Genomic DNA, 23,668 nt, shown 5'->3' with positions numbered 1-23,668 from the left:
ATCCTGCGCCCGCGCCCGGGGCCCTGTTCGCCGCTTGGCCGATGCTTCGACGCCTGTCAATATGGAGGCATGTCGAATCTGGCCGTTGACCCCACCGGTCCGGACGCCACCGCCTCCTGGTGCTGCCGGCCGCTGGGCAAGGAAGAGCTGTCCGCCGCGGACGCGGAGCGGATCGCCGTCATGTTCAAGGCGCTCTCCGACCCGGTGCGGCTGCGGCTGTTCTCGAAGATCGCCGCCCAGCCGGCCGGAGAGGCCTGTGTCTGCGACATCCAGGACGTGGGGGTCTCCCAGCCCACGGTCAGCCACCACCTGCGCAAGCTGCGGGAGGCCGGGCTGCTCGCATCGGAGCGCCGTGCCAGCTGGGTGTACTACAGGGTCGCGCCCGGGGTACTGGCGGCCATGGCCGGTCTGTTGTCGCCGACCGCCTGACCGCCCGGCCTCAGCTTCCCGCGGGGAGCGCGGCCAGTTCCGCCAGGACCCGGGCCGCCGGTGCCGGGCGGATCAGCCAGCGCAGGTGGCTGCTCTCCAGGGTGCGGACGTCGGACGGGTTGTCCGGCGTCAGCGCGTCGCTCTCGCGGATCAGCCGGTCCTGCATGGCGAGGGGCATGCCGGCGTCGTGGGTCAGGCGTACGAACGTCCTCGGCACGCGGCCCCAGGTCTCGGCCCGCGCCCGGTCGGCGGAGGTGCCGACGTCGAGGTTCTCGTCGGGCTGGAAGGTGTTCAGGAAGGCCAGGAACTCCGCGTCGGTGCCGTCGGCGAGGAAGGCCGCCTTGAGCGCCGCGAGGGCCTTGGGGTCGGCGGTGCGGAAGTTGACGCGCAGCAGGCCGAGTTCAGCCGGGTTCCCGGCCGCCGCCAGGGCCAGTGAGGCGGTGTCGACCGTGGCCATCTCCGGCTCGGCGTAGTAGTCGCCGACGTCGAGGTCGACCGGGCACCAGGCGGCGACGTAGACGAGGCGGTCGATCAGGTCCGGCCGGGCGTTGGCCGCGGCGGTGGCCGTGATGCCGCCGCGGCTGTGCGCGACGAGGACGACCGGGCCGTTCTCCTTGGCCCGCTCCAGGACGCCGGTCAGGTGGGCGACATTGTCGGCGAGCGTGACCCCTTTGATCGCGCCGGGCGCGGTGGCGAGACCTTCCGGGTCCTGCGGCGCCTGGTAGGCGCCCGGAAACGTCGCGCCGAAGCCGTGGCCGGGCAGGTCGACGGCGACCGAACGGTGTCCGAGGAGACCGAGTTCGGCCTGGAGCGGCGCGAAGGAGAAGGAGTTCGCGAACGCGCCGTGCACCAGTACGAACGTCGGCTGCATCTGCCGGCTCACTCTCTGCTGTCGGTACGGAGGCCGGCCCCACTGTACGTCCTGCCCGGGCGGGGCGGGGATGGCCGACGCGGCCGCCCGGTCCGTGGGCCGACCGTCCCGGCCGGTCAGCGCTCCAGCTCCCGGTGGGCGGTCTCCGGCAGCCGCAGGTACACCAGCGAGGAGAGCAGGCACAGCGCGGCGACGTACCACGGGAAGATCCCGGCGTGCCCCAGCTCCTTGAAGAGCGTGCCGACGTACGGGGCCGTGCCGCCGAACAGCGCGACCGTCAGCGAGTAGGGGAAGCCGATGCCGGCCGCCCGCACCCGGGGCGGGAAGAGCTCGGCGTTGACGGCCGCGCTGATCGAGGTGAAGCCGGTGAGCAGGACCATCCCGGCGCACTGCACCAGCAGCAGGACGGCGAACGAGTCCCGCAGGGCGTGCAGCAGGGGCACGCTGAGCAGGGCGAAGCCGAGGCCGAAGAAGAGGAGGAGGGGACGGCGCCCGAACCGGTCCGACAGCATCCCGCCCACCGGCTGGAGCAGGGCGAAGAAGGCCAGCGAGACCGTGCCGGCCAGCAGCGCGTCGGACTTGGTGACGCCGGCGTTGAGTTCGGCGTACGTCGGCAGGTACGAGGTCCAGGTGTAGTAGGCGAGGGTGCCGCCCGCGGTGATGCCGCCGATGAGGAGGGACTGGCGCGGATGGCGGCGCAGCGCCTCGAACAGCCCGGGGCGCGGCGCCCGCGCCTGCTCCGCGCTGCGGGTCTCCTCGGCGCCCCGCCGGATCCAGAACCCGGCCAGGCTGAACACGGCCCCGAGGACGAACGGCACGCGCCAGCCCCAGCCGTCCATGCTCGCCTCGCCGAGGACGTTCACCAGCAGGGCCGAGATCCCCGAGGCGAGGAGCTGCCCGGCGGTCGTCGAGACGTACTGGAAGCTGGAGAACAGGCCGCGGCGTCCCGGCCCCGCCGACTCCACCAGGAAGGTCGTCGACGCCGCGAACTCGCCGCCCACCGAAAGGCCCTGGAGCAGCCGGGCCAGCACCAGGATCACCGGGGCGAGGACGCCCGCCGCCGCGTAGGTCGGGGTCAGGCCGACCAGCAGACTGCTGCCGCCCATCAGCAGGATGGTGACCGTCAGGGCCGCCCGGCGGCCGTGCCGGTCGGCCACCGCGCCCATCAGCAGTCCGCCGACCGGGCGCATGAAGAAGCCCACGGCGAACACCGCGAACGTCGACAGCAGCGGCACCAGCGAACTGTCCGCGCCCTTGGGGAAGATCTGGCCCGCGATGTAGGTGGCGAGGAAGGTGTAGGCGTACCAGTCGTACCACTCCACCGCGTTGCCCACGGAGGCGGCGAGGAGCTGGCGCAGGGGACGACGGGTCGGCGGGGGGACCGTGTGCATGCCTGTCATGATCGCGACCATCCCCGCTGGACGGGGCCCTCACACCCCGCGTACCGGCGACCTTCACATGAACGCCATCCGACCCTTCCCGCACGTTCGGTGCTCCTGGAACACTCCTCGCGCGCGGCCCGCCGTCACCGGACCCGCCCCACACCCCCGAGGCGAGAGGCACACCACCCCATGGCCGAAGTCAACAGGCGCCGATTCCTCCAGATCGCGGGCGCCACCACGGCGTTCAGCGCGCTCTCCGCGAGCATCCAGCGGGCCGCGGCGCTCCCGGCCAACCACCGGACCGGATCGATCGAGGACGTCGAGCACATCGTCGTCCTGATGCAGGAGAACCGTTCCTTCGACCACTACTTCGGCAGCCTGCGCGGCGTCCGGGGCTTCGGCGACCCGCACCCGGTCACCCTGGACAGCGGCAAGTCGGTGTGGCACCAGACCACGGCCGACGGCACCGAGGTGCTGCCCTTCCGCCCGGACGCCGACGACCTCGGCATGCAGTTCCTGGAGGGCCTGCCGCACAGCTGGCCCGACGGCCAGGAGGCGTACCGCGACGGCAAGTACGACCGCTGGGTGCCCGCCAAGGGCACGACCACGATGGCGTACCTGACCCGCGAGGACATCCCCTTCCACTACGCCCTCGCCGACGCGTTCACCGTCTGCGACGCCTACCACTGCTCGTTCATCGGCTCCACCGACCCCAACCGCTACTACATGTGGTCGGGCCACACCGGCAACGACGGCAAGGGCGGCGGCCCGGTCCTCGGCAACGACGAACTCGGCTACGACTGGACGACGTACCCCGAGCGCCTGGAGGCGGCCGGGATCTCCTGGAAGGTCTACCAGGACATCGGCGACGGCCTGGACGCCGCCGGTTCCTGGGGCTGGATCTCCGACGCCTACCGCGGCAACTACGGCGACAACTCCCTGCTCTACTTCAACAAGTACCGCGACGCGAAGCCGGGCGACCCCTGGTACGACAAGGCCCGCACCGGCACCGACGCGGCGAACGGCGACGGCTACTTCGACCTGCTGCGCGCCGACGTGAAGGCGGACAAGCTGCCGCAGATCTCCTGGATCGCCGCGCCCGAGGCCTTCTCCGAGCACTCCAACTGGCCCTCGAACTACGGCGCCTGGTACATCTCCCAGGTCCTGGACGCGCTCACCTCCAACCCCGAGGTGTGGGCGAAGACGGCCCTGTTCATCACCTACGACGAGAACGACGGCTTCTTCGACCACCTGGTGCCGCCGCTGCCGCCGAGGTCCGACGCGCAGGGCCGCTCGACGGCCGACGTCTCGCTGGACGTCTTCCCGGGCAGCTCGCGCTACGCCGAGGGCTTCTACGGGCTCGGCCCGCGCGTCCCGATGCTGGTCGTCTCCCCCTGGAGCAAGGGCGGTTACGTCTGCTCCGAAACGTTCGACCACACCTCGATCCTGCGTTTCATGGAGCGCCGCTTCGGTGTCCGCGAGCCGCAGATCTCCCCGTGGCGGCGCGCGATCTGCGGCGACCTGACCTCGGCCTTCGACTTCTCCCGCAAGGACAGCCGCCCCGCCCGCCTGCCCGACACCGACGCCTACGAGCCCCAGGACCGCGACCGGCACCCCGACTACCGTCCCACGCCCCCGGCGGAACCCGGCATGCCCCGGCAGGAGCGCGGTCTGCGTCCGGCCCGCCCGCTGCGGTACGCCCCGCTGGTGGACGCCTCGGCCGACCCGGCCGCCGGCACCCTCAGCCTCACCTTCGCCTCCGGTGCCCAGGCGGGCGCCGCCTTCCTCGTCACCTCCGGCAACCGCACCGACGGCCCCTGGACGTACACCACCGAGGCCGGCAAGCGCGTCTCCGACACCTGGAACGGGGCGTACTCGGGCGGCGCCCACGACCTGACCGTGCACGGTCCCAACGGCTTCCTGCGCGTCTTCCGGCAGCGGGCCGGGACCGCCGGCCCCGAGGTCACGGCCCGTCACGTCCGCGACGACATCGAGCTGACCCTCACCAACCGGGGCTCCGGAACGGTCCGGCTGAAGCTGGCCAACGCCTACGGCGGGCGCGGCCGGACCCTCACCGTGCGCCCCGGAGCCACCGTCCGGCACACCGTCGACCTCACGGCCGGCCGCCGCTGGTACGACCTGACGGTCACCTCCGAGGCCGACCCGTCGTTCCTGCGCCGCTTCGCCGGCCACGTCGAGAACGGCCGGGCGGGCGTGAGCGACCCGGCGATCGGCGGCGAGTGACCGTCCGGAGACCCGGGCCGGCTACAGGGGCGTGAGCTGCCCGGCGTCCGGGCGCTGCCGCGGCGACGCCTGCCGGGGCGGTGCCTGGCGGGGCGGTGCCTGCCGCGGCGGTGCCTGGCGGGACGGTGCCTGGCGGGGCGGTGTCGCGGCGATGGGGGCCGGGGGCCGGATCCGCGCCGGGTCCGGGCCGTCCGGCGCCGGGAGAGGGGCGGCTTGGCCGGCGGCCGGGGAGGGTTCGGGGGCCGTTCGCGGGCGTGTGGGGGACGGTTCGGGGGCCGTTCGCAGGAGTGCCGGGGACGATTCCGGCGCCCTTCGCAGCGGGCCCGGAGCGGCCCGGGTCAGGACGAGGACGCCCCAGGCGGCCAGGGCCGCTCCGGTCAGGGTCAGCAGGACGCCGGGCGGGCCGCCCCGCAGGCGCTCGCCGAGGAGGGCCACGCCGATCGCCGCGGCGGCCACCGGGTTGGCCAGGGTCACCACCGCCAGCGGAGCGCCCAGGCCGCCCCGGTACGCCGTCTGCGACAGCAGCAGGCCGCCGGTCGCGAAGGCCGCGACCAGGACCGCCACGCCGATCACCTGGACGCCGAGCAGCGGTCCGGTGCCGTCCGTGGCGGCGACCGTGACGGTCTGGGTCAGCGCCGAGGCGACCCCGGAGGCGACGCCGGACGCACTCGCGTGCCGCAGGCCGGGCCGCGCGCCGGGTCGGGCCAGCGCCCCGATCAGCACCGCCGTCACGCCCGCCACCGCCACCGCCTCCGGGACGCTCAGCACATCGTCGGGGGCCGGGCCGGACGCCGTGACCAGCAGCGCGCCGAGCCCGAGCAGGGTCAGCCCGGTGCCCCGCCACTCGGCCGCGCCGACCCGCCGCCCCGCCAGCCGCGCCCCCATGGGCACCGCCGCGACCAGGGTGAGCGCGCCCAGCGGCTGGACGACGGTGAGCGGGCCGTACCGCAGTGCGCCGACGTGCAGCAGCGCGGCCGACGCGTTCAGCGCCACCGACCACCACCACGCCCCGCTGCCCAGCAGCCGCAGTACGCCCGTGCCCGGACGGCGGGTGGCCAGCCGCTCCTGGGCGACGGCCGCGGCCGCGTAGGCGACGGCGGAGACCAGGGAGAGGACGACGGCGACGAGGGCGGCGCTCATCGGCCCGCCCCCACCAGCCGGCGCCGTTCGACCGGCTGCGGACGAACCCGCAGCCTGGGCCGTCCGCCGGTCGTCCCGGCCGGCCGGCGGTGCGGCAGGCGGATCACCGCCAGGGCCAGCCCGAGCAGCGCCGACGCCACCATGACGTCCAGCCAGTAGTGGTTCGCGGTGCCCACGATCACCAGCAGTGTCAGCAGCGGGTGCAGCAGCCACAGCCACCGCCAGCGGGACCGGGTGGCGACGATCAGCCCGATCGCCACCATCAGGGCCCAGCCGAAGTGCAGTGACGGCATCGCCGCGAACTGGTTCGACAGCGTGTCCGTGCGCGGCGGGCCGTAGACCGACGGCCCGTAGACGCGCGCCGTGTCCACCAGGCCCGCCGCCCCCAGCATCCGCGGCGGCGCGAGCGGGAACGTCAGGTGCAGTACCAGCGCCGCGCCGGTCAGCGCGGCCAGGACCCGGCGGGCCCACACGTAGTGCCGGGGCCGGCGCAGGTAGAGCCACAGGAGGAACGCGGCGGTGGCCGGGAAGTGCACGGTCGCGTAGTAGGTGTTCGCCACGCGCACGAGGGCGTCGCCGTGCAGCAGCAGCGACTGGACGCCGCCCTCGCCGGGCAGGCGCAGCCACCGCTCCAGGTCCCACACGTGGTGGGCGTTGCGGAACGCCTCGCCGGTGTGGCCGGTCGCCAGGCGCCGGCCGAGTTTGTAGACGAGGAAGAGTCCGGCCACGAGCAGGAGCTCCCGGACCAGGGGTGGCCTGGCCGGTGCGTCCGGCTCCGCTTCTGCAGGCTCGCTGCGGGCGTTCATCCCCCGGCCCCTTCGCTGACGGTGGTGCGTGCGGTGTTCTGGCGGCCCGTACCGCCACGGATGTGCGGGCACCGGGTGGGTACGCCTCATCAGCACGGATTCGTTTGATCGATACGGGTTCGTTCCGATACGCCAGTGTACCGATACGATGGAGTATCGGTACGCTCGGGTACCGGTACACTGGCGTATCGGAACGCTGGGGCGGAACCCCGGACCGGATGCCGGAGACAAGGCAAGAGGAGCAGCACCATGACGTCGCAGGCCGCGGACCGACCGGAGACGGTCGGCACCTCGCGCCGCTCCAAACTCACGCCCGAGCGCGAGCAGGAGTTCCTCGACGCCGTCGTCGACCGGATCCGGGAGTGCGGCTACGACGCCGTGACCATGGAGGGCATCGCCGCCAGCACCCGGTGCAGCAAGTCCACGCTCTACCGGCAGTGGAAGACCAAGCCGCAGTTCGTCGCGGCGGCTCTGCGGTCGCGCCGGAGGGTGCGCTTCGAGGGCATCGACACCGGGTCGCTCGCCGAGGACCTGCGGCTGGCGGCCCGGGCGGCGGGCGCCTGGTCCGGCGAGGACACCCGGCTGCTCCAGGCGCTCGGCCACGCCGTCGTGGAGGACCCGGAGCTCAAACTGGCGCTGCGCGAGGCGCTGGTCGAACCGGAGATCGCCGCCCTGCGCGAGATCCTGCGCCGCGGCGTCGAACGGGGCGAGGTGGCCGCGGGTCATCCCGCGCTGGAGTTCGTGCCGGTCCAGATGTTCGGCGTGCTGCGCGTCCGGCCGGTGATGGAAGGGGAGTACGCCGACGCGGAGTACCTCGTCCGCTTCGTGGAGGCCGCGGTGCTCCCCGTGCTGGGCCTGACCTGAGACCCAGGTCACCGTCCGTGGGATGACTGGACGGTGGCCTGCTCGCGCCGCACCGTGGGGACGGGGGCGGCGCGCACCCCCCGGCCGGGTGGGGCGCCCTTCGAGCGGAAGGGCGTTCCACCCGGCCGACAGCCCGTACGGGCCGGTCCGGGACCGGACGGGCCGGCGGTCCGGTCAGACGTCCTGGCCGCTGCCCGTGCCGCCCGACGTCGACACCTCGATGCCCTCGGCGATCTCGTCGATGACGGACTGCTCCTCGCTGACGTCGACGCCGAACCGCACGACGACGATCTGCTGCGGGTTGGCCGGCGAGGGGAAGGCCAGCGACTGGACGTAGCCGTCGGAGCCCTTGCTCGTGACGGCCTTCCAGCGGACCTGGTAGCCCTTCTGCCCGGCCACGGTGACCGCCTTCGAGGACAGCACGTCGTGAGAGGTGATCGAGCCGTAGCTGTCGCCGCCGTAGGACTCCTCCGCGTTGGCCGAGATGTCCGCCTTCGCGACCTCCTCGGCGGTGGAGCCCTCGGTGCCCAGCACCATCGCCGGCGCCGAGTAGGCGCCGCCCTTGGTGCAGGAGGAGGAGCTGTCGCCGGGGCACTCGTAGGACTCGTTCGAGGAGACCTGGGCGCCGACCGTCAGTTCCTGGCCGTACCAGCCGTCCGGGACGGGCAGGCTGATCCCGCTGACCGCGTCCGGCACCGAGCCGCTCTCGATCCGGGGGGCCTCGGAGCCCCGCGGCGCGGGCGACTCGCCGTCGCCGCCGCCGGAGCCGCCGCCCGAATCGCCGAACGGGCTGTCCGGCAGGCCCTCGCCGTCCTGCCCGCCGGGGCTCCGCTGCTGCGAGACGGCACGGTCGTCACCGTTCCCGTCGCCGTCACCGGCCAGCGCGTACACGCCGACGCCGATGCTCGCCAGCACGGCCGCCGTGACGGCCACGGCTATCCCCGTCCGCAGACCGCTCCGCCGCGGGGGCGGCGGCTGCGCCGGGTACCCCGGGTGCGGGGGGTACGCCGCGTAGGCCGGCGGCGCCGGATACCCGGGGACGGGACCGGGCACGGGCGGCTGCCCCGGCGCGGTCGCGGTGCCGGCCACGGGCGGCTGCCCGGGCCCGACGCCGGCTGCCGCCGGCTGTCCGGGGCCGGCCTGCGTGGGCTGTCCGGTGCCGGGTTCCGCCAAGGCGGGTTCTGCGAGGGCGGGCTCTTCGGGGGTGGGTTCTCCCGGGACGGCGGCGGCCGTGTCCGGCCGCCCGGCGACCGCGTCCCCCGCCACCGCGGGCTTCGCCAGTCCCACTGCTCTCGCCGAATCCGCCGAATCCGAATCCGAATCCGCCGAATTCGCCGGCCCCTCCGGCCCCTCCGGCCCCTCCGGCTCCGTCGCCCGCCGCGCGCCGTCCGCCGGCGGCTGTTCCGGGGGACCCCCCGCGGGACGGATCCGGTCCGTCCACGCCCTGCCGTCCCACCAGCGCTCGGTGGCGGGACCGTCACTTGTCTGCCCGGGGTCCGGATACCACCCGGGAGGAGTCTCCTGCGTCATGTCCCCACCGTATGAGGCGTCGGTGAAAGTCGTATGAGAGGGAGGGGGCATTTCCCGCCGCCCTGCCCGCGCCCGGCGCCGCCACCCCCGTACCGCCCCGAAATCCCCAGCGTACGGCGGCGATTGACGCCCAGGGGCCCACGGCAGCGCCCTCCCCGTACACGAAGTCGCCCGGTAGGGCAAGACCCGTAACGACCACACGGCGTCGCGCGGTCGGGGCGGCTAGGCTCGGAGTCGGTACGTCATTCGGGCGACTCGGGGAGGTAGCGGGATGACGGAGGCAAGGCCCACGGCAGCCGCCCCGGCCGCTCTGTGGGAGCGCGACGAGGAGGTCGCCGCCGTCGTCCGGGCGGTCGACGCCCTGTGCGCGGACCGTTCGTCCTCCGGAGCCCTGCTGGTCTTCCGCGGCGAGGCCGGCCTCGGCAAGACCGCCCTGCTGGCCACCGCCCGCCGCCTCGCCGAGGCCCGCGGCTGCGCCGTCCAGCACGCGCGCGGCGGCGAGACCCTGCGGTCCGTCCCGTACAACGTCGTACGGCAGTTGCTCCAGCCCGCGCTCCTGTCGCTCCACCCCGACGAGGCGCGCGACCTCCTCGGCGACTGGTACGACATCGTCGGCCCCGCCCTCGGCACCGCCGGTCCGGGTGAACGGCCGGCCGACCCGCGGGGCGTGTGCGACGGGCTGGTCGAGACCGTACGGCGGCTCGCCGACGGCGCACCGCCGCTGGTCCTGCTCATCGACGACCTGCACTGGGCCGACCAGGAGACCCTGCGCTGGCTCGCCGCGTTCGCCGAACACCTCGGCGAACTGCCCGTCCTGGTGGTGACCGCCTTCCGCCCCGGCGACGGCGGCGGCGACAGCGCCCGGTACCTGGACACGGTCGCCGCCCTCGCGCACGCCTCCGTCACCACCCTGAGCCTGCTCACCCACGAGGCCGCGGCCGGGCTCACCCGCGCCACCCTGGGCGCCGGCGCCGACGACCCGTTCTGCCGCGAGGTGTGGACCGTCACCGGCGGCAACCCCTACGACACCGTCGAACTCCTCGCCAAGGTCCGCGACAGCGCCCTCGAACCCGTCGCGGCCAACGCCGCCGAACTGCGCGCCCTGAACGAGGCCGGCCGCGGCGTCGGCCTCATCGCCCGCCTGGAGGAACTCGGCGTCGACGCCCACCGGTTCGCCTGGGCCGCGGCCGTCCTCGGCACCGGCATCACCGTCTCCCTGTGCGCCGCGCTCACCACCATGAGCCGCGACGAGGCCGCACGCTGCGCCGGGCTCCTGCGCGACGACCGCATCCTCGTCGCGTCCGGCCCCGGCGACGACGCCCTGGAGTTCCGTCACCCGCTGATAGCCACCGCCGTCTACGAGTCCATCCCGGACGGGCTGCGCCGGGCCATGCACGGCATCGCCGCCCGGCTCGTCACCGACCTGGGCCTGGGCGCGGCGGCGGCCTCCCGCCACCTCCTCCAGGTCCATCCGGACGACGACGAGGAACTGGTCGAGCAGCTCCGCGAGGCCGCCCGCGAACACCTCGCCGTCGGCGCCCCCGACGCCGCCCGCCACTGCCTGGAGCGCGCCCTGGCGGAGCCCCCGCCGCCCGAGACCCACGCGCGCGTGCTGTACGAACTCGGCTGCGCCACCCTGCTCACCTCGCCCGCCACCACCGTCGGCCACCTCCGCGAGGCCCTCGGCATGCCCGGCCTGCACGGCGACGAACGCGTGGACGCCGTCGTCCGCCTCTCCCAGGCGCTGCTCCACAACGACCAGCTGGAGGAGGCGGTCCGCACCGTCGAGACCGAGGCCGCCCGGCACCCCGACGGCCCCGCCCGCCTGCGGCTCCAGGCCGTCCAGTACATGTGGGAGGGCATCCACGCCGGCGAGTCCGTCGTACCGGGCCGCTCCGAGCGGCTGGCCGCCCTCGCCGCCACCTGCACCGGCCGGGACAACGCCGAGCGCGCCCTGCTCATCCTGCGCGCCTTCGACGCCATGACCCGCGGGGAGAGCGCCGAGGAGATCGCCGCGCTGTGCGACCGCGCCCTGGTCGACGGCCGCCTCGCCCCCGGACTCGGCTGGACCGACACCGAGTGGGGCCTGGAACTGCTGATGATGCTGGCCAGCGCCTACGCCTGCACCGACCGCCTGGACCGCGCCGACGCCCTCTTCGCCGAGGCCCTGCGCGCCTACGAGACGGCCGGCTGGAGCGGCGGTCACCTCGCCCTCGCCCACGCCTACGTCGGTCTCGGCCACCGCAGGCGCGGCCGGCTGCCCGAGGCCGAGGCGTCCCTGCGCGAGTCGCTGCGGCTGGCCGAGCGGGTCGGCCGCGGCCTGCCGCTGTACTGGTCGGCGACGTGCAACCTGGTCGACACCCTGCTCGCCCGCGGTCATGTCGACGAGGCGTGGGAGATCGCCGAGCAGTACGACTTCGCGCCGCCGTACCCGTCCACGATCGTGCTGCCCGACCCGCGCTCGGTCCGTGGCCGCCTGCTGCTCGCGGTCGGCCGCACCAAGGACGGCGTCAACGAACTGGAGGCCGCCGAGAAGGCCGCCGCGGCCCGCGGCCACCACAACCCGGTGATGGTCCCCTGGGCGGTCGACCTGGCCCGCGCGCTGGCCGGCGAGGACCCCGCCCGCGCCGCCCGGCTGGCCGACGAGGCCCGCCGGCAGGCCGAGCGGTTCGGCACGGACACCGCCGTCGGGGAGGCCCTGCGCTGCGCCGCCGCGCTGGAGACCGGACGGCGCGCGGTCGGCCTCGCCGCCCAGGCCGCCGCCCGCCTGGCGGCCTCGCCCTGCCGCTACGAGCACGCCGCGGCCCAGGTCGAGTACGGCATCGCCGCCCGCTCCCCGGCCGAACTGGACCGGGGCCTGGCCCTGGCCCGCGACTGCGGCGCGGACGGTCTGGCCCGGCGCGCGGAGCGGGCGCTGCGCGACGTCACCGGACCCGACCGGACACCCTGACGCCCCCGGGCACGCCGAGCCGTCCGGAAAAACCGCAGGCCACACACTTGCGGTAGGGGTTAGGCACGCCTTACCGTGCAGACGTACCACTCAGGGACCCGGCCGTCGTGCCGGTCCGCCCGCGGCGAGCGCTCCACCGACGCAGCCTGGCCGTTCCTCCCCGGCGCCCGAGGGCCCGGGAGGCACCCCCAGCCGGCACTCGCTCACAGGACCGCTCTTGAACCACACCGCCACCGGTCTGTACGACCCTGCCCGCGACCACAGCGACTGCGGCGTCGGCTTCCTCACCCGTCTCGACGGCACCCCGAGCCACGACGTCATCCGCAAGGGCGACGAGGCGCTCCGCGCCATCCCGCACCGCGGCGGCACCTCCGCCGAGGGCGTCGGCGACGGCGCGGGGGTGAGCGTCGACCTGTCGGTCGAGTTCTTCGCCGCGCTCACCGGCACGGCCCTGCGCGCCGGGCACTTCGGCGTCGCCAACTGCTTCGTGCCCACCGACGCCGGCCGCCGCGCCGCCGCGACGGACCTGGTCGCCCGGAGCATCGCCGAGCAGGGCTTCGAGCTGCTGCTGGTCCGTGACGTCCCCGTGGACCACAGCGTCGCGCGGCCCGCCGCCGAGCGGTACCAGCTGCCCCTGGTGCAGTGGGTGTTCCGCGCCCCCGAGCGGTGGGAGCGCCGCGAGGTCGACGCCGCCGCCCACCGCGCCCTGCTCGCGATCGAGGCCGTCGCCTACGCCGGCGACACCTTCGCCGGGCTCTACCCGCTGTCGCTGAGCGCGCGGACCCAGGTGCTCAAGGGACGCCTCAACTCCGGCGAGGTCATCGGCTACTTCCGCGACCTGTGCGACCCGCGGCACTCCGTGCGCTCCCTGTACTTCCACACCCGGTTCTCCACCAACACCGAACCGCACCCGACGATGGCCCAGCCGTTCCGCCTCATGGCGCACAACGGCGAGCTGAACACCGACCGCAAGAACCGCCTGACCGACGAGGCCCTCGCCCGCGCCCGCACCCGCTCCATCGTGCGCCCGCCGGGGCAGTCCGACTCCAGCCGCCTCGACCAGACCCTGCAGAGCCGGGTCTTCGACGAGGGCCTGGACCTCGTCGAGGCCGTCGTCACGCTCATGCCGCCGGCCTGGGAGAACGACCGCACCCTGCCCGCCGCCGTCCGCGACATGCTGGAGTACTTCTCGCTGTACGAGGAGAAGAACGACGGTCCGGCGGCCGTCATCTTCAGCGACGGGGACGTGATCGGCGCCCGCCTGGACCGGCTCGGCCTGCGCCCGCTGCGCACCGTGGAGACCGCCGAGTACCTCATGGTGGCCTCGGAGGCGGGCCAGGTCGCCTTCCCCGACGAGGAGGTCGTGCACCGGGGCCGCATCGAGGCGGGCGGCATGCTCGTCGTGGACCACCGCGCCGGCCGCGTCCTGCGCACCCGGGAGGTGCTCGACGCCCTCGCCGCGCGCCGGCCCTACAGCGAGCTGCTGGACGCGGCCCGCGTCCACCTCGACGACCTGCCCGCGCCCGACTACTACCGCGGCACGACCACGCTCGGCTACGACGGCGACCTGTCCCTGGCGGGCCGGTACGTGGCCTGGTCGCTGAACCAGGAGAGCTTCCGGTTCATGCTCGACCCGATGCTCGCCGACGGGTCGGAGCGGATCTCCGCGATGGGCTACGGCAACGCCATCAACGCGCTCAGCGACACCGAGGGCGGCATGGCGAAGTACTTCTCGCAGCGCTTCGCCCAGGTGACCAACCCGCCGCTGGACAGCATCCGCGAGGCCGACGGCATGAGCATGCGGGTCGCGCTCGGCCCGAAGCCCGACGGCACCGGCGAGTCGGGCGGGACCGCCGGGCGGCAGCTCGTGGTCTCCTCGCCCGTGCTCGGCCACCTCGACATGGTCCGCCTGCGCGACCAGCGGATCGTTCCGCTGGAACGTTTCGCCATGCTCTACGAGCCGGTGCCCGGGGACGCCGCCGCCAACGCGGACGCGCTGCGGTCGGCCCTGGAACGGCTCTGCGACGACGTCGAGCGGTTCGCCGCCGGCCAGGGCGGCATCGCCCTCCTCACCGACCGGGCGGTCTCCTCCACGCGGGCGCCGCTGCCCGTCGTCCTCGCCGTCGCGGCGGTCAACCAGCGCCTGATCGAGACCGGGCTGCGGCTGCGGGCCTCGCTCGTCGTCGAGAGCGGCCAGCTGGCCTCCTCGCACCACGTCGCCACCGCGCTCGGCTTCGGCGCCTCCGCGGTCTACAGCCTCAGCGCCCGGCTGCGCGCCGAGGAGCGGTACCCGAGCGCGCCGGCGCCCGCCGGCGAGATCACCGAGACCGACCGGGCCCTGGCCAAGTTCCGCAAGGCGGCCGAGAAGTCCCTCGCCAAGACCATGGGCCGGGTCGGGCTGTGCACCGCCGAGAGCTACATCGGCGGCGAGTTCTTCGAGCCCAACTACCTCGACACCCGCGACGACGTCTTCGCGCGCGTCTTCCCGCACCTGGAGTCACCGGTCGGGGGTGTCGGGTTCGCCCGGATCGCACAGGCCGCGACCGACTGGCACGAGCGGGCCAGGACCGTGCGGAGCGAGCAGCAGATCCCGCTGCTCGGGCTGTTCAAGGAGCGGTCCGACGGGGCCGGGCACTCCTTCGGCGTCCACGCCGTGCGCGGCTTCGGCTCCATGACCGAGGAGCCGCCCGCCTTCGGGCGCGAGGACGACCCGGACGCCCTGCGGCTGCTCACCCTCGGCCAGCTCGACGACGCGTTCGGCATCACCGACGCCGCGTACCGCAACACCGGGTACGACGCGCTCAGCGACGCCGAGATCGACGCGTTCCGGATCACCCCCGGGTACCGCGCCTTCCTGCGGACCACCCACGAGGAACGCTCCCGGCGCCCGTCCGCCCTCCGTGACGTCCTCGCGCTGCCCGCCGACGTCACCGGGCTGCGTACGGCCGAGGACTTCGCCCGCGAGCTGGGACGCTTCTCCACCGACGGCAACGCCGGCATCACCGCCCGCGGGGTGACCGTGACCGCCACCGGCCCCGCCGCCTTCCGGCTGCGCCTCACCGCCCCGGGCACCGACCGGCACACCGCCCTGGCCGAGGGGCTCGCGCACCTGGGGGCGGTCGAGACCCTCGACGTGACCGCCGACGGCGTCACGGTCACCGCCACCGGCCCCGTCGCCCGCCTCCTCGCCCTCCTCGACGAGGCACCCGAGAGCGTGCCGCTGGACGAGGTGCAGCCCGCGCACGAGATCACCCGGTCCCTGGCCTCCGGCGCCATGAGCCACGGCGCGCTGGTCGCGACCGCGCACGAGGCCGTCGCGCACGGCGCCAACATGGTCGGCGCGCTGTCCAACAGCGGCGAGGGCGGCGAGCACCACTCCCGGTACGGCACCGTCCGCGGCTCCCGCATCAAGCAGTTCGCGTCCGGCCGGTTCGGCATCTGGGCGGGCTACCTCGCCGACCCGATGCTGGAGGAACTGGAGATCAAGATCGGCCAGGGCGCCAAGCCCGGCGAGGGCGGTCAGCTGCCCGCCCCGAAGGTCACCGTCGACATCGCCGCGGCGCGCGGCGGCACCCCCGGCATCGAGCTGATCTCGCCGCCCCCGCACCACGACACGTACTCGATCGAGGACCTCGCGCAGCTCATCCACGACTGCAAGGCCGCCCGGGTCCGGGTGATCGTGAAGCTGGTCTCCTCGGAGGGCATCGGCACCATCGCGGTCGGCGTCGCCAAGGCCGGCGCGGACGTCATCAACGTCGCCGGCAACACCGGCGGCACCGGCGCCGCGGCCGTCACCAGCCTCAAGTACGCGGGACGGTCGGCGGAGATCGGCGTCGCCGAGGTGCACCAGGCGCTCCTCGCCAACGGCCTGCGGCAGAAGGTCGTCCTGCGCTGCTCCGGCGCGCACCAGACCGGCGGCGACGTCGTCACCTCGGCGCTGCTCGGCGCGGACAGCTTCGAGTTCGGCACGACCGCGCTGATGATGCTCGGCTGCGTCATGGCGAAGAACTGCAACGTGAAGTGCCCGGCCGGGCTCACCACCAACGCCGAGGCGTTCGAGGGCGACCCGCGCGCGCTGGCGCAGTACCTGCTCAACATCGCCCACGACGTCCGGCAGATCCTCGCCCGGCTCGGACTGCGGTCCCTGCGCGAGGCCCGGGGGCGCACCGACCTGCTCCAGCTCCTCGACCACCCGGCGAGCGTCGGCCGCCTCGACGTCCGCCGGCTGCTGGCCCGCGTCCCCGAGAAGACCGTGCCGGACCCGGAGTACCTGGAGAAGGACTTCACCACCGACGACGCCCTCATCGAGCGCGTCCGGACCGCCCTGTTCGACCGGCGTGAGCCGTCCCTGCTCGTCGACGGCGTCCGGCTGCGCAACAGCGACAAGTCGGTCGGCGGCCAGCTCTCCATCGACGTGGAGCGGCTGCTCAACCACCGGCCCGCCGTGGACGCGCCCGCGGTCACCACCGACGACCGGGGCCGCCGCCGCCTGGCCGACGGCGCCGTCCACGTCCGCACCACCGGCTCCGCCGGACAGTCCTACGGCGTCTTCTGCAACGACGGCATCACCCTCGAACACACCGGCACCGCCAACGACGGCGTCGGCAAGAGCCAGAGCGGCGGCCGGATCGTCGTGCGCGCCCCGGGCGGCGGCAGCGCGGAGCGCGGCGGCAACGTCCTGGTCGGGAACTTCGCCCTGTTCGGCGCGACCGGCGGCCGGACCTTCGTGCAGGGCGAGGCCGGCGACCGGTTCGCCGTGCGCAACTCCGGCGCCACCGCCGTCGTCGAGGGCCTCGGCGACTTCGGCTGCGAGTACATGACCGGCGGCACCGTCCTCAACCTCGGCGGCTTCGGCAAGGGCCTCGGCAACGGCATGAGCGGCGGCTTCCTCTACCAGTACGACCCCTCGGGCGACCTGCCCGGCCGGGTCAGCGCCGACTCCCTCCTCGTCTTCCCGGTGACCGACACCGCGCACGGCGCCTTCCACGAGGCGGCCGTACGGCTGCTCCTGGCCTGGCACGTGGAGGCCACCGGCTCCCCGCTCGCCGCCCGGCTGCTGGCCGACTGGGACCGCGAACGCGAGCACGTGTACTGCGGGATGCCCCGCGCGCTGCTCCTCTACCAGGACGCCGGCGAGATCCTCGCCGCCGCCGGCCGGGGCGAACTGCTGGACGAGCTGGCGACCTCGATCGCGACGGACAAGCTCCGCGCGTTCAAGGTCGACTACCGCGACCGCCGCACCGTGCTCGGCGGCCGGGCCCCGGCCTTCGGCGACCAGGGCAGCGACGACATGTTCGCGCTGCTGTCGTCGTACACCGTGCTCGGCGTCGCCCAGGACCTCGCGCTCCAGCGGGTGCCCGGAGCCACCGGCCCCGACGATCCACGGGTCGCCGAGGCCGTCCGCAACCTGGTGCTCACCGAGGACTTCTTCGTCAAGCAGCGCGTCGTGAAATACCTGCGCGGCACGCTGGAACGGTTCGACGACGACGAACTCGCCACCCTCGTCGCGACCAAGCGCCTCGACGACTACAAGCGCGCGCTCGGCCTGCGCAACAACCTCAGCATGGATGCCCCCGGCACCTACGGCTGGATCATCCACCAGACCCTGAAGAACGCCGGCCGCCTGCGCGCCGCCCGGTTCGACGAACTGCTCGCGGGCGCGGCACTGGACGACCTCGCCGCCCGCCGCGCCCCGCAGCCCCCCACCGAGGCGGTGACCGCATGACCCTCCTGCCCCCCACCGGCACCCTCATCCCGGCCGACGCGCCGTTCTCCGCCCAGCAGGAGTCCTGGCTCGCCGGGTTCCTCGCCGGCATCGCGGCGGCCGGCCGCCGCGACACCGCGGCGGCCGGCACCCCGGCGGTCACCGTCGACGTCCTGTTCGGCACCCAGACCGGCAACGCCGAGGCCCTCGCCGGCGAACTCGTCGCCGGGGCCCGCGCCCGCGGCCTCGGCGGGACCGCCGCGGCCCTGGACGCGGTCACGCCCGAGCGGCTCGCCGCCATGTCCCACGTCCTCGTCGTCACCTCGACGTACGGCGAGGGCGAGATGCCCGACAACGCCGCACTGTTCTGGGAGGCGCTCCAGGCCGACACCGCACCGCGCCTGGAAACGCTGCGCTACGCGGTGCTCGGGCTCGGCGACCGCGGCTACGACGACTTCTGCCAGGCCGCCAAGGTCATCGACACCCGTCTGGAACAGCTCGGGGCCACCCGGCTGCACGACCGCGTCGACTGCGACGTCGACTTCGAGGAACCCGCGGCGGCGTGGACGGCCGCCGTCCTGGACCGCGTCGCCGCGCAGACCGGCACGACCGGTGCGAGCGGCCCGGCGGCGGCGCGACCCGCCCCCGCACCGGCCGCCCCGGCCCGCTCCGCCTGGAACAAGCGCAACCCCTACCCCGCCCGCCTCGCCGTCAACCGGCTCCTGTCCGCACCGGGCAGCGCCAAGGAGATCCGGCACTACGAGTTCGACCTCGGCGACAGCGGCATCACCTACCAGGCCGGCGACGCGCTCGCCGTCGTCCCCGTCAACGACGACGTGCTCGTCGGCACCCTCCTGGAACACCTCGGCGCCACCGGCGACGAGGACGTCGACGGACGGCCGCTCGCCGAGGTGCTGCGCACCGGACGCGAGATCCGCACCCCGTCCAGGGACCTCATCGCCCACCTCGCCGAACGCGCCCCGACCAGCGACCTCGCCGCCGTCGTCGCCCACGGCGACCGCGCCGACCTCGACTCCTGGCTCTGGGGCCGGGACATCCTCGACCTGCTCCGGGACGCCGGGGCCGCCGCCCCGGGCCTCGACGAACTCCTGCCGTTCCTGCGGCCGTTGCAGCCACGGCAGTACTCGATCTCGTCGAGCCCGCTCGCCCACCCCGGCAGCGTCCACCTCACCGTCGCCTCCGTCCGCTACGCCACCGCGCTGCGCCGGTACGAGGGCGTCGCGTCGACCTACCTCGCGCACCGGACCGACGAGACCACCCCCGTCGGCGTCTTCCTCCAGCCGAACGCCTCCTTCGGCGTCCCCGCCGACGACGACGCCCCGATGGTCATGATCGGCCCCGGCACGGGCATCGCCCCCTTCCGCGGCTTCCTGCACGAGCGCGCGGCCCGCGGCGCCGCCGGACGCAACTGGCTGTTCTTCGGCGACCAGCACCGCGCCACCGACTTCGCCTACGAGGACGAGCTGACCGCCCTGCGCGAGCGCGGCGTCCTCACCGAACTGGACCTCGCCTTCTCCCGCGACCAGGCCGAGAAGGTCTACGTGCAGACACGGATGCGGGAGCGGTCGCGCGCGCTGTACGCGTGGCTGGAGGACGGCGCCCACGTGTACGTCTGCGGCGACGCCTCCCGCATGGCCAAGGACGTCGAGGCGGCCCTGCTGGACATCGTCGCCGAGCAGCGCGGCCGCGGCGAGGACGACGCCGCGGCGTACCTCGCCGACCTGCGGCGGGCCAAGCGCTACGTACGGGACGTGTACTGAGCATGCCGGAGCCGGAACCCCACGACGGCTGCGCCTTCCACGCGCGCTGCGCCCGGCGCGACACCAGCGTGCGGCTGATCGACGCGCGGATGCCGGAGCTGGCCCGGTGCCTGACGCTCTTCCAGTACGTGCAGGCGGTCACCGGAGGGCCGGTCGCGCGGATCGAGCAGGCCGGCGGTTACGCCGTACCGAGCCGGCGCGGCGACGCCTTCGCCGTCCGTCCCGGCTCGATCGCGCTGCGCCTGGACGCCGACCGGGTCGCCTCGGCCGTGCTCGCACGGGACGGGGAGGGTGGCACCGTCGCCCTGCGCCTGTCCGACGCGGCCGGGCGCACGGTGCACGAGGGGCGGCTGCTGTCCGAGGGGGACCGGCTGCTGGCGCAGCTCGCCGGCACCGTCGAGGCGGGGACGACGGCGGCCGGCCGGTCCGTGCCGCCCGAGGTGCCGGCCTGGGAGAACGGCGACCAGCTCGCCCAGCTCGACGCGATCCTCACGGACGGGGGCGTCGCCCGGCGCGGGGCGTTCGCCCGGTACCGGGGCGTACACCGGGCCGTCGACGCCGGCGTCGTACCCGCCGTGCTCGACCACGTCCGCTCCGTCGGACTGCCGGTCGGGGCCGCGGTGTTCGGCCCCTCGGCGATGCAGGCGTGCGGCGGACGCGTCCACGTCACCGACCGGACCGTCGGCGGCCGGGTGTTCGCGGCGATCGAGGACAGCTCGGTGGAGATCGACCTCGCGGGCGTCGCGGCCTGCCGCCTGGTCCGCGCCACGGCGGCGCACGGCCCGACCTCGGCCCTCGAACTCGACGACGAGGACGGGCGGTGCGTCGCGGTGTTCACGCAGTTCGGGATGGTCGGCGAGGACGTCCACCGGGCGTGGGAACACCTCACGGCGTCCCTGCCGGGTTAGAACCCCTCCTCCTCGGCCAGCACCCGCTGCGCCGTCGCGAACGCCGAGTTCGCCGCCGGCACCCCGCAGTACACGGCCGTCTGGAGCAGTACCGCGCCGATCTCGTCCGGCGTCAGCCCGTTGCGCCGCGCCGCCCGGACGTGCATGGCCAGCTCCTCGTAGTGGCCGTGCGCGACCAGCGCGGTCATCGTGATCATGCTGCGCTCGCGGCGCGAGAGGGTCTGGTCGGTCCAGATCTCGCCCCAGGCGTAGCGCGAGATGAAGTCCTGGAACCGGGCCGTGAACGGCGTCTGCCGGGACTGCGCCCGGTCCACGTGCGCGTCGCCGAGCACCTCCCGCCGCACCGCCATGCCCCGCCCGGCACCCCCGTCGAGATGTCCGCGCAGCGCGGTCAGCACCGCCTCGGGACGCTCGGCGGGCGCCAGGTGCGAGGCGCCCGGGATCTCCACCAGCGTCGACCCCGCCACCGCGTCGGCGATCTCCCGCAGATGGGCGGGGGGCGTCGCCGGGTCGTCGCGCCCGGCGATCAGCAGCGTGGGCACGGTGATCTCCGCCAGCCGGTCCCGGATGTCGAACGCGGCCAGCGCGTCGCAGCAGGCCGCGTACGCCGCCGGATCGGCCTCCCGGTGGTCCCGTACCAGCTCCGGCACGGTGAACCCGGGCGTGAACCACCGGGCGTCCGCGCCCGCGGCGAGGTCCGCCAGCCCTTCCCGGCGGACCCGTTCCGCCCGCTCCCGCCACGGCCCGGCGCCGTTGAAGTGCGCCGAGGAGCAGATCACGGCCAGCGAGGTGAGCCGCTCGGGGTGGTGCACGGCCAGGTGCAGCCCGACCGCGCCGCCCAGCGACACCCCCGCGTACGCGAACCGCCGCACGCCGAGCGAGTCGGCGAGCGCCAGCACCAGCGCGGCCAGCTCCCCGACGGTCGCCCCGGCGGAGATCAGGTCCGCGGCCGAGCCGCCGTGCCCCGGCAGGTCCCAGCGGACCACCCGGCGGGTGATGGACAGCTCGGGCGCCACCTGGTCCCACAGGGCGTACGAGGTGCCGAGCGAGGGCCCGAGCAGCAGCGGGGGAGCGGTGGCGGGGCCTTCCGTACGGTGGTTCAGCAGGGTCAACGTCGCTCCAGTGCGCGGTCGGTGAGGGCAGCGGCGCTGCCGGTGTAACGGGCGGGATCGGTCAGGGCGGCGAGGTCGATGTCCTGCAACTCCGGCACCTCCGCCAGGAGTTCATCCAGGCTGCGGCCTTCGGTGTAGGTGCGCTTGGCCACGTCGGTGAGCAGCGCCTTCGCCCGGGACCGGCCCAGCACCGGCGCCAGTTCGGCGGAGAGCCGCTCGGAGACGATCAGCCCGTGGGTCAGCTCCAGGTGGGCGCGCATGGCCGCCGGGTCCACCCGCAGCCCCTCGGTGAGGTCGGCGGCGTCCCGGGCGGCGCCGCCGGTCAGCCGCAGCAGGTCGCGCAGCGGCTCCCACTCGGCGTGCCAGGCCCCGGCGGGCCGCTCGTCCTCGGCGGCGAGCGAGCCGTAGAGCACCGCCGCGAGCCCCGGCGCCCGCCGGGCCGCCGCCGCGATCAGCGTGGACCGCACCGGGTTGGCCTTGTGCGGCATCGCGGAGGACCCGCCGCCGCTGCCCTCGGCCACCTCGCCGGTCTCGGTACGGCCGAGGACCAGCACGTCCGCCGCGAGCTTGCCCAGCGCCCCGGCGGCCGTCGCCAGGCACCCGGCGAGATCGGCGACCGGCGTACGCAGCGTGTGCCACGGCAACGCGGGATCGGCCAGGCCCAGTTCACGGGCGTACGCGCCCGGCAGCGCGAGCGGGTCCTGGGCGCCGTACGCGGCGAAGGCGGCCAGCGTCCCGGCGGCACCGCCGAGCTGGACGGGCAGCGCCCCGCGCACCGCCGTGATCCGGTCCCGCGCGTCCAGCACCAGCGACCGCCACCCGGCCGCCTTCAGCCCGAACGTCGTCGGCACGGCGTGCTGGGTGAGCGTCCGCCCCGGCAGCGGGGTGTCCCGGTGCTCGGCGGCGAGCCGCGCCAGCGCCCGTTCGGTGCGGGCGAGGTCGGTCAGGACCAGGTCCAGGGTGCGGGCGGCGACCAGCATCGCCGCCGTGTCCAGGATGTCCTGGCTGGTGGCGCCCCGGTGCACGTACGGGCCGTACTCCTGGCCGACCGCCTTCGTCAGATCCGCGACCAGGGGAATGACCGGGTTGCCGCCGCCGCGCGCCCGCCCGGCGATCGACGCCAGGTCGAAGCGGTCCGGGTCGGCGGCCTCGGTGACCGCCGTCGCCGCCCCCGCCGGGGCGAGGCCCAGCGCGGCCTGGGCGCGGGTCAGGGCGGCCTCGGCGTCGAGCAGCGCCCGCAGGTACGCCCGGTCGCCCGTCGCGCCGGCGGCCGGGGAGCCGGCCCACCCGGGGGCGAGCAGGCCGGTGTCGGTGTCGGTTCCGGCGTCGGCAGAGGTCACTTGTACTCCAGGAAGACCGTCTCGCCCTCGCCCTGAAGGCGGATGTCGAAACGGTACGTGCCCGGCCGCTCCTCGGCCGCGATCAGCGTGTCGCGACGGTCCGCCGGCACCCGGGACAGCAGCGGGTCGGCGGCGAGCGCGGCCTCGTCGCCCGGCAGGTAGATCCGCGTGAACAAGTGGACCAGCAGACCCCGCGCGAAGACGCACACGCTCAGGTACGGCGCGTTCCGCCCGCGCGCCCCCGGCCGCAGCGTCCGCGCGTACCAGTGCCCGTCGGCGTCGGTCTGGACGCGGCCCCAGCCGGTGAACTCCACGCCGTTGCGCCCGAGGTACGTCCCGGTGGCCGGGTCCCGGCGCATCGAGCCGTCGGCCGTCGGGACGTTCCCGTCCGGGTCCGGGCCCCACACCTCCACGAGCGCGTCGGGCAGCGGCTCGCCCTCGCCGTCCAGCACGTACCCGTGCACGGTGACGGTCTCCGGGTGCCCGAGCGGGGCGATGTCCTCCCCGCCGCGGAACGGCAGCGCGTACCCGTAGAACGGGCCGACGGTGTGCGACGGCGTGGGCAGCACGTTCTGGGGGCTGCTGGCGTCGGTCTTCGTCATGGCAG

15 protein-coding genes and 1 pseudogene are annotated in these 23,668 nt (G+C 74.8%); 7 read left to right on the top strand and 9 right to left on the bottom strand.

Features of this window, described 5'->3' with window-relative positions; genetic code table 11:
- The first annotated feature begins 69 nt into the window (after nt 1-69).
- A complete protein-coding gene (locus ACZ3IG_RS09470; RefSeq protein WP_467430421.1) occupies nt 70-429 on the top strand; it encodes an ArsR/SmtB family transcription factor in 360 nt (119 codons plus the stop codon).
- A 10-nt stretch (nt 430-439) separates the two neighbouring features.
- On the opposite strand, the gene ACZ3IG_RS09465 is transcribed toward ACZ3IG_RS09470, so the two are convergent.
- Both ACZ3IG_RS09465 and ACZ3IG_RS09460 read right to left on the bottom strand, forming a co-directional pair.
- A complete protein-coding gene (locus ACZ3IG_RS09465; RefSeq protein WP_467430419.1) occupies nt 440-1,312 on the bottom strand; it encodes an alpha/beta fold hydrolase in 873 nt (290 codons plus the stop codon).
- 104 nt (nt 1,313-1,416) lie between these two features.
- Nucleotides 1,417-2,712, bottom strand: coding sequence for an MFS transporter (locus tag ACZ3IG_RS09460; RefSeq protein WP_467430417.1), 1,296 nt, complete (start codon nt 2,710-2,712; stop codon nt 1,417-1,419).
- A 159-nt stretch (nt 2,713-2,871) separates the two neighbouring features.
- Between ACZ3IG_RS09460 and ACZ3IG_RS09455 the strand changes: the two genes are divergently transcribed.
- Nucleotides 2,872-4,926 (top strand): phosphocholine-specific phospholipase C, encoded by a 2,055-nt coding sequence (locus ACZ3IG_RS09455; RefSeq protein WP_467430415.1) that lies wholly within the window; start codon nt 2,872-2,874, stop codon nt 4,924-4,926.
- A 21-nt stretch (nt 4,927-4,947) separates the two neighbouring features.
- Here ACZ3IG_RS09455 and ACZ3IG_RS09450 read toward each other — a convergent pair whose 3' ends face one another.
- Entirely contained in the window at nt 4,948-6,066 is a 1,119-nt protein-coding gene (locus ACZ3IG_RS09450) for a DMT family protein (protein ID WP_467430412.1), read from the bottom strand.
- A complete protein-coding gene (locus ACZ3IG_RS09445; protein WP_467430411.1) occupies nt 6,063-6,872 on the bottom strand; it encodes a phosphatase PAP2 family protein in 810 nt (269 codons plus the stop codon). The genes ACZ3IG_RS09450 and ACZ3IG_RS09445 overlap by 4 nt, the downstream gene beginning before the upstream one ends.
- Nucleotides 6,873-7,121: 249 nt before the next feature.
- Here ACZ3IG_RS09445 and ACZ3IG_RS09440 point away from each other — a divergent pair, with 249 nt between their 5' ends.
- On the top strand, nt 7,122-7,736 hold the full coding sequence (locus ACZ3IG_RS09440) for a TetR/AcrR family transcriptional regulator (protein ID WP_467430409.1): 615 nt from the start codon (nt 7,122-7,124) through the stop codon (nt 7,734-7,736).
- A gap of 174 nt (nt 7,737-7,910) precedes the next feature.
- Here ACZ3IG_RS09440 and ACZ3IG_RS09435 read toward each other — a convergent pair whose 3' ends face one another.
- Together ACZ3IG_RS09435 and ACZ3IG_RS09430 are read right to left on the bottom strand one after the other, a co-directional pair.
- Complete coding sequence (locus ACZ3IG_RS09435) at nt 7,911-8,825, bottom strand: hypothetical protein (RefSeq protein WP_467430583.1); 915 nt, start codon at nt 8,823-8,825, stop codon at nt 7,911-7,913.
- A 321-nt stretch (nt 8,826-9,146) separates the two neighbouring features.
- Nucleotides 9,147-9,266, bottom strand: a pseudogene (locus ACZ3IG_RS09430) (DUF2510 domain-containing protein); the annotation flags it as partial.
- A 271-nt stretch (nt 9,267-9,537) separates the two neighbouring features.
- Here ACZ3IG_RS09430 and ACZ3IG_RS09425 point away from each other — a divergent pair.
- From ACZ3IG_RS09425 to ACZ3IG_RS09410, 4 genes are all read left to right on the top strand, one after another.
- Nucleotides 9,538-12,216 (top strand): ATP-binding protein, encoded by a 2,679-nt coding sequence (locus ACZ3IG_RS09425; protein ID WP_467430408.1) that lies wholly within the window; start codon nt 9,538-9,540, stop codon nt 12,214-12,216.
- A 217-nt stretch (nt 12,217-12,433) separates the two neighbouring features.
- Nucleotides 12,434-17,941: a glutamate synthase-related protein gene (locus ACZ3IG_RS09420; RefSeq protein ID WP_467430407.1), complete on the top strand. Its 5,508-nt coding sequence runs from the start codon at nt 12,434-12,436 to the stop codon at nt 17,939-17,941.
- Complete coding sequence (locus tag ACZ3IG_RS09415) at nt 17,938-19,701, top strand: sulfite reductase subunit alpha (RefSeq protein ID WP_467430405.1); 1,764 nt, start codon at nt 17,938-17,940, stop codon at nt 19,699-19,701. Before ACZ3IG_RS09420 ends, ACZ3IG_RS09415 begins: the two co-directional genes overlap by 4 nt.
- Before the next feature lie 2 nt (nt 19,702-19,703).
- Nucleotides 19,704-20,609 (top strand): hypothetical protein, encoded by a 906-nt coding sequence (locus ACZ3IG_RS09410; protein WP_467430403.1) that lies wholly within the window; start codon nt 19,704-19,706, stop codon nt 20,607-20,609.
- On the opposite strand, the gene pcaDC is transcribed toward ACZ3IG_RS09410, so the two are convergent.
- The 3 genes from pcaDC to pcaG are packed head-to-tail and all read right to left on the bottom strand — an operon-like array spanning nt 20,606 to nt 23,663.
- Nucleotides 20,606-21,721, bottom strand: a complete 1,116-nt coding sequence (gene pcaDC / locus ACZ3IG_RS09405; protein WP_467430402.1) for a bifunctional 3-oxoadipate enol-lactonase/4-carboxymuconolactone decarboxylase PcaDC — start codon at nt 21,719-21,721, stop codon at nt 20,606-20,608. The genes ACZ3IG_RS09410 and pcaDC overlap by 4 nt on opposite strands.
- Nucleotides 21,718-23,061, bottom strand: coding sequence for a 3-carboxy-cis,cis-muconate cycloisomerase (pcaB, locus tag ACZ3IG_RS09400; RefSeq protein WP_467430400.1), 1,344 nt, complete (start codon nt 23,059-23,061; stop codon nt 21,718-21,720). The genes pcaDC and pcaB overlap by 4 nt, the downstream gene beginning before the upstream one ends.
- A complete protein-coding gene (pcaG, locus tag ACZ3IG_RS09395; RefSeq protein WP_467430398.1) occupies nt 23,058-23,663 on the bottom strand; it encodes a protocatechuate 3,4-dioxygenase subunit alpha in 606 nt (201 codons plus the stop codon). The genes pcaB and pcaG overlap by 4 nt, the downstream gene beginning before the upstream one ends.
- Nucleotides 23,664-23,668 lie beyond the last annotated feature (5 nt).

This window comes from Streptomyces sp. NPDC016677, assembly GCF_055562815.1.
This window is presented reverse-complemented; position numbering and strand designations above follow the sequence as displayed.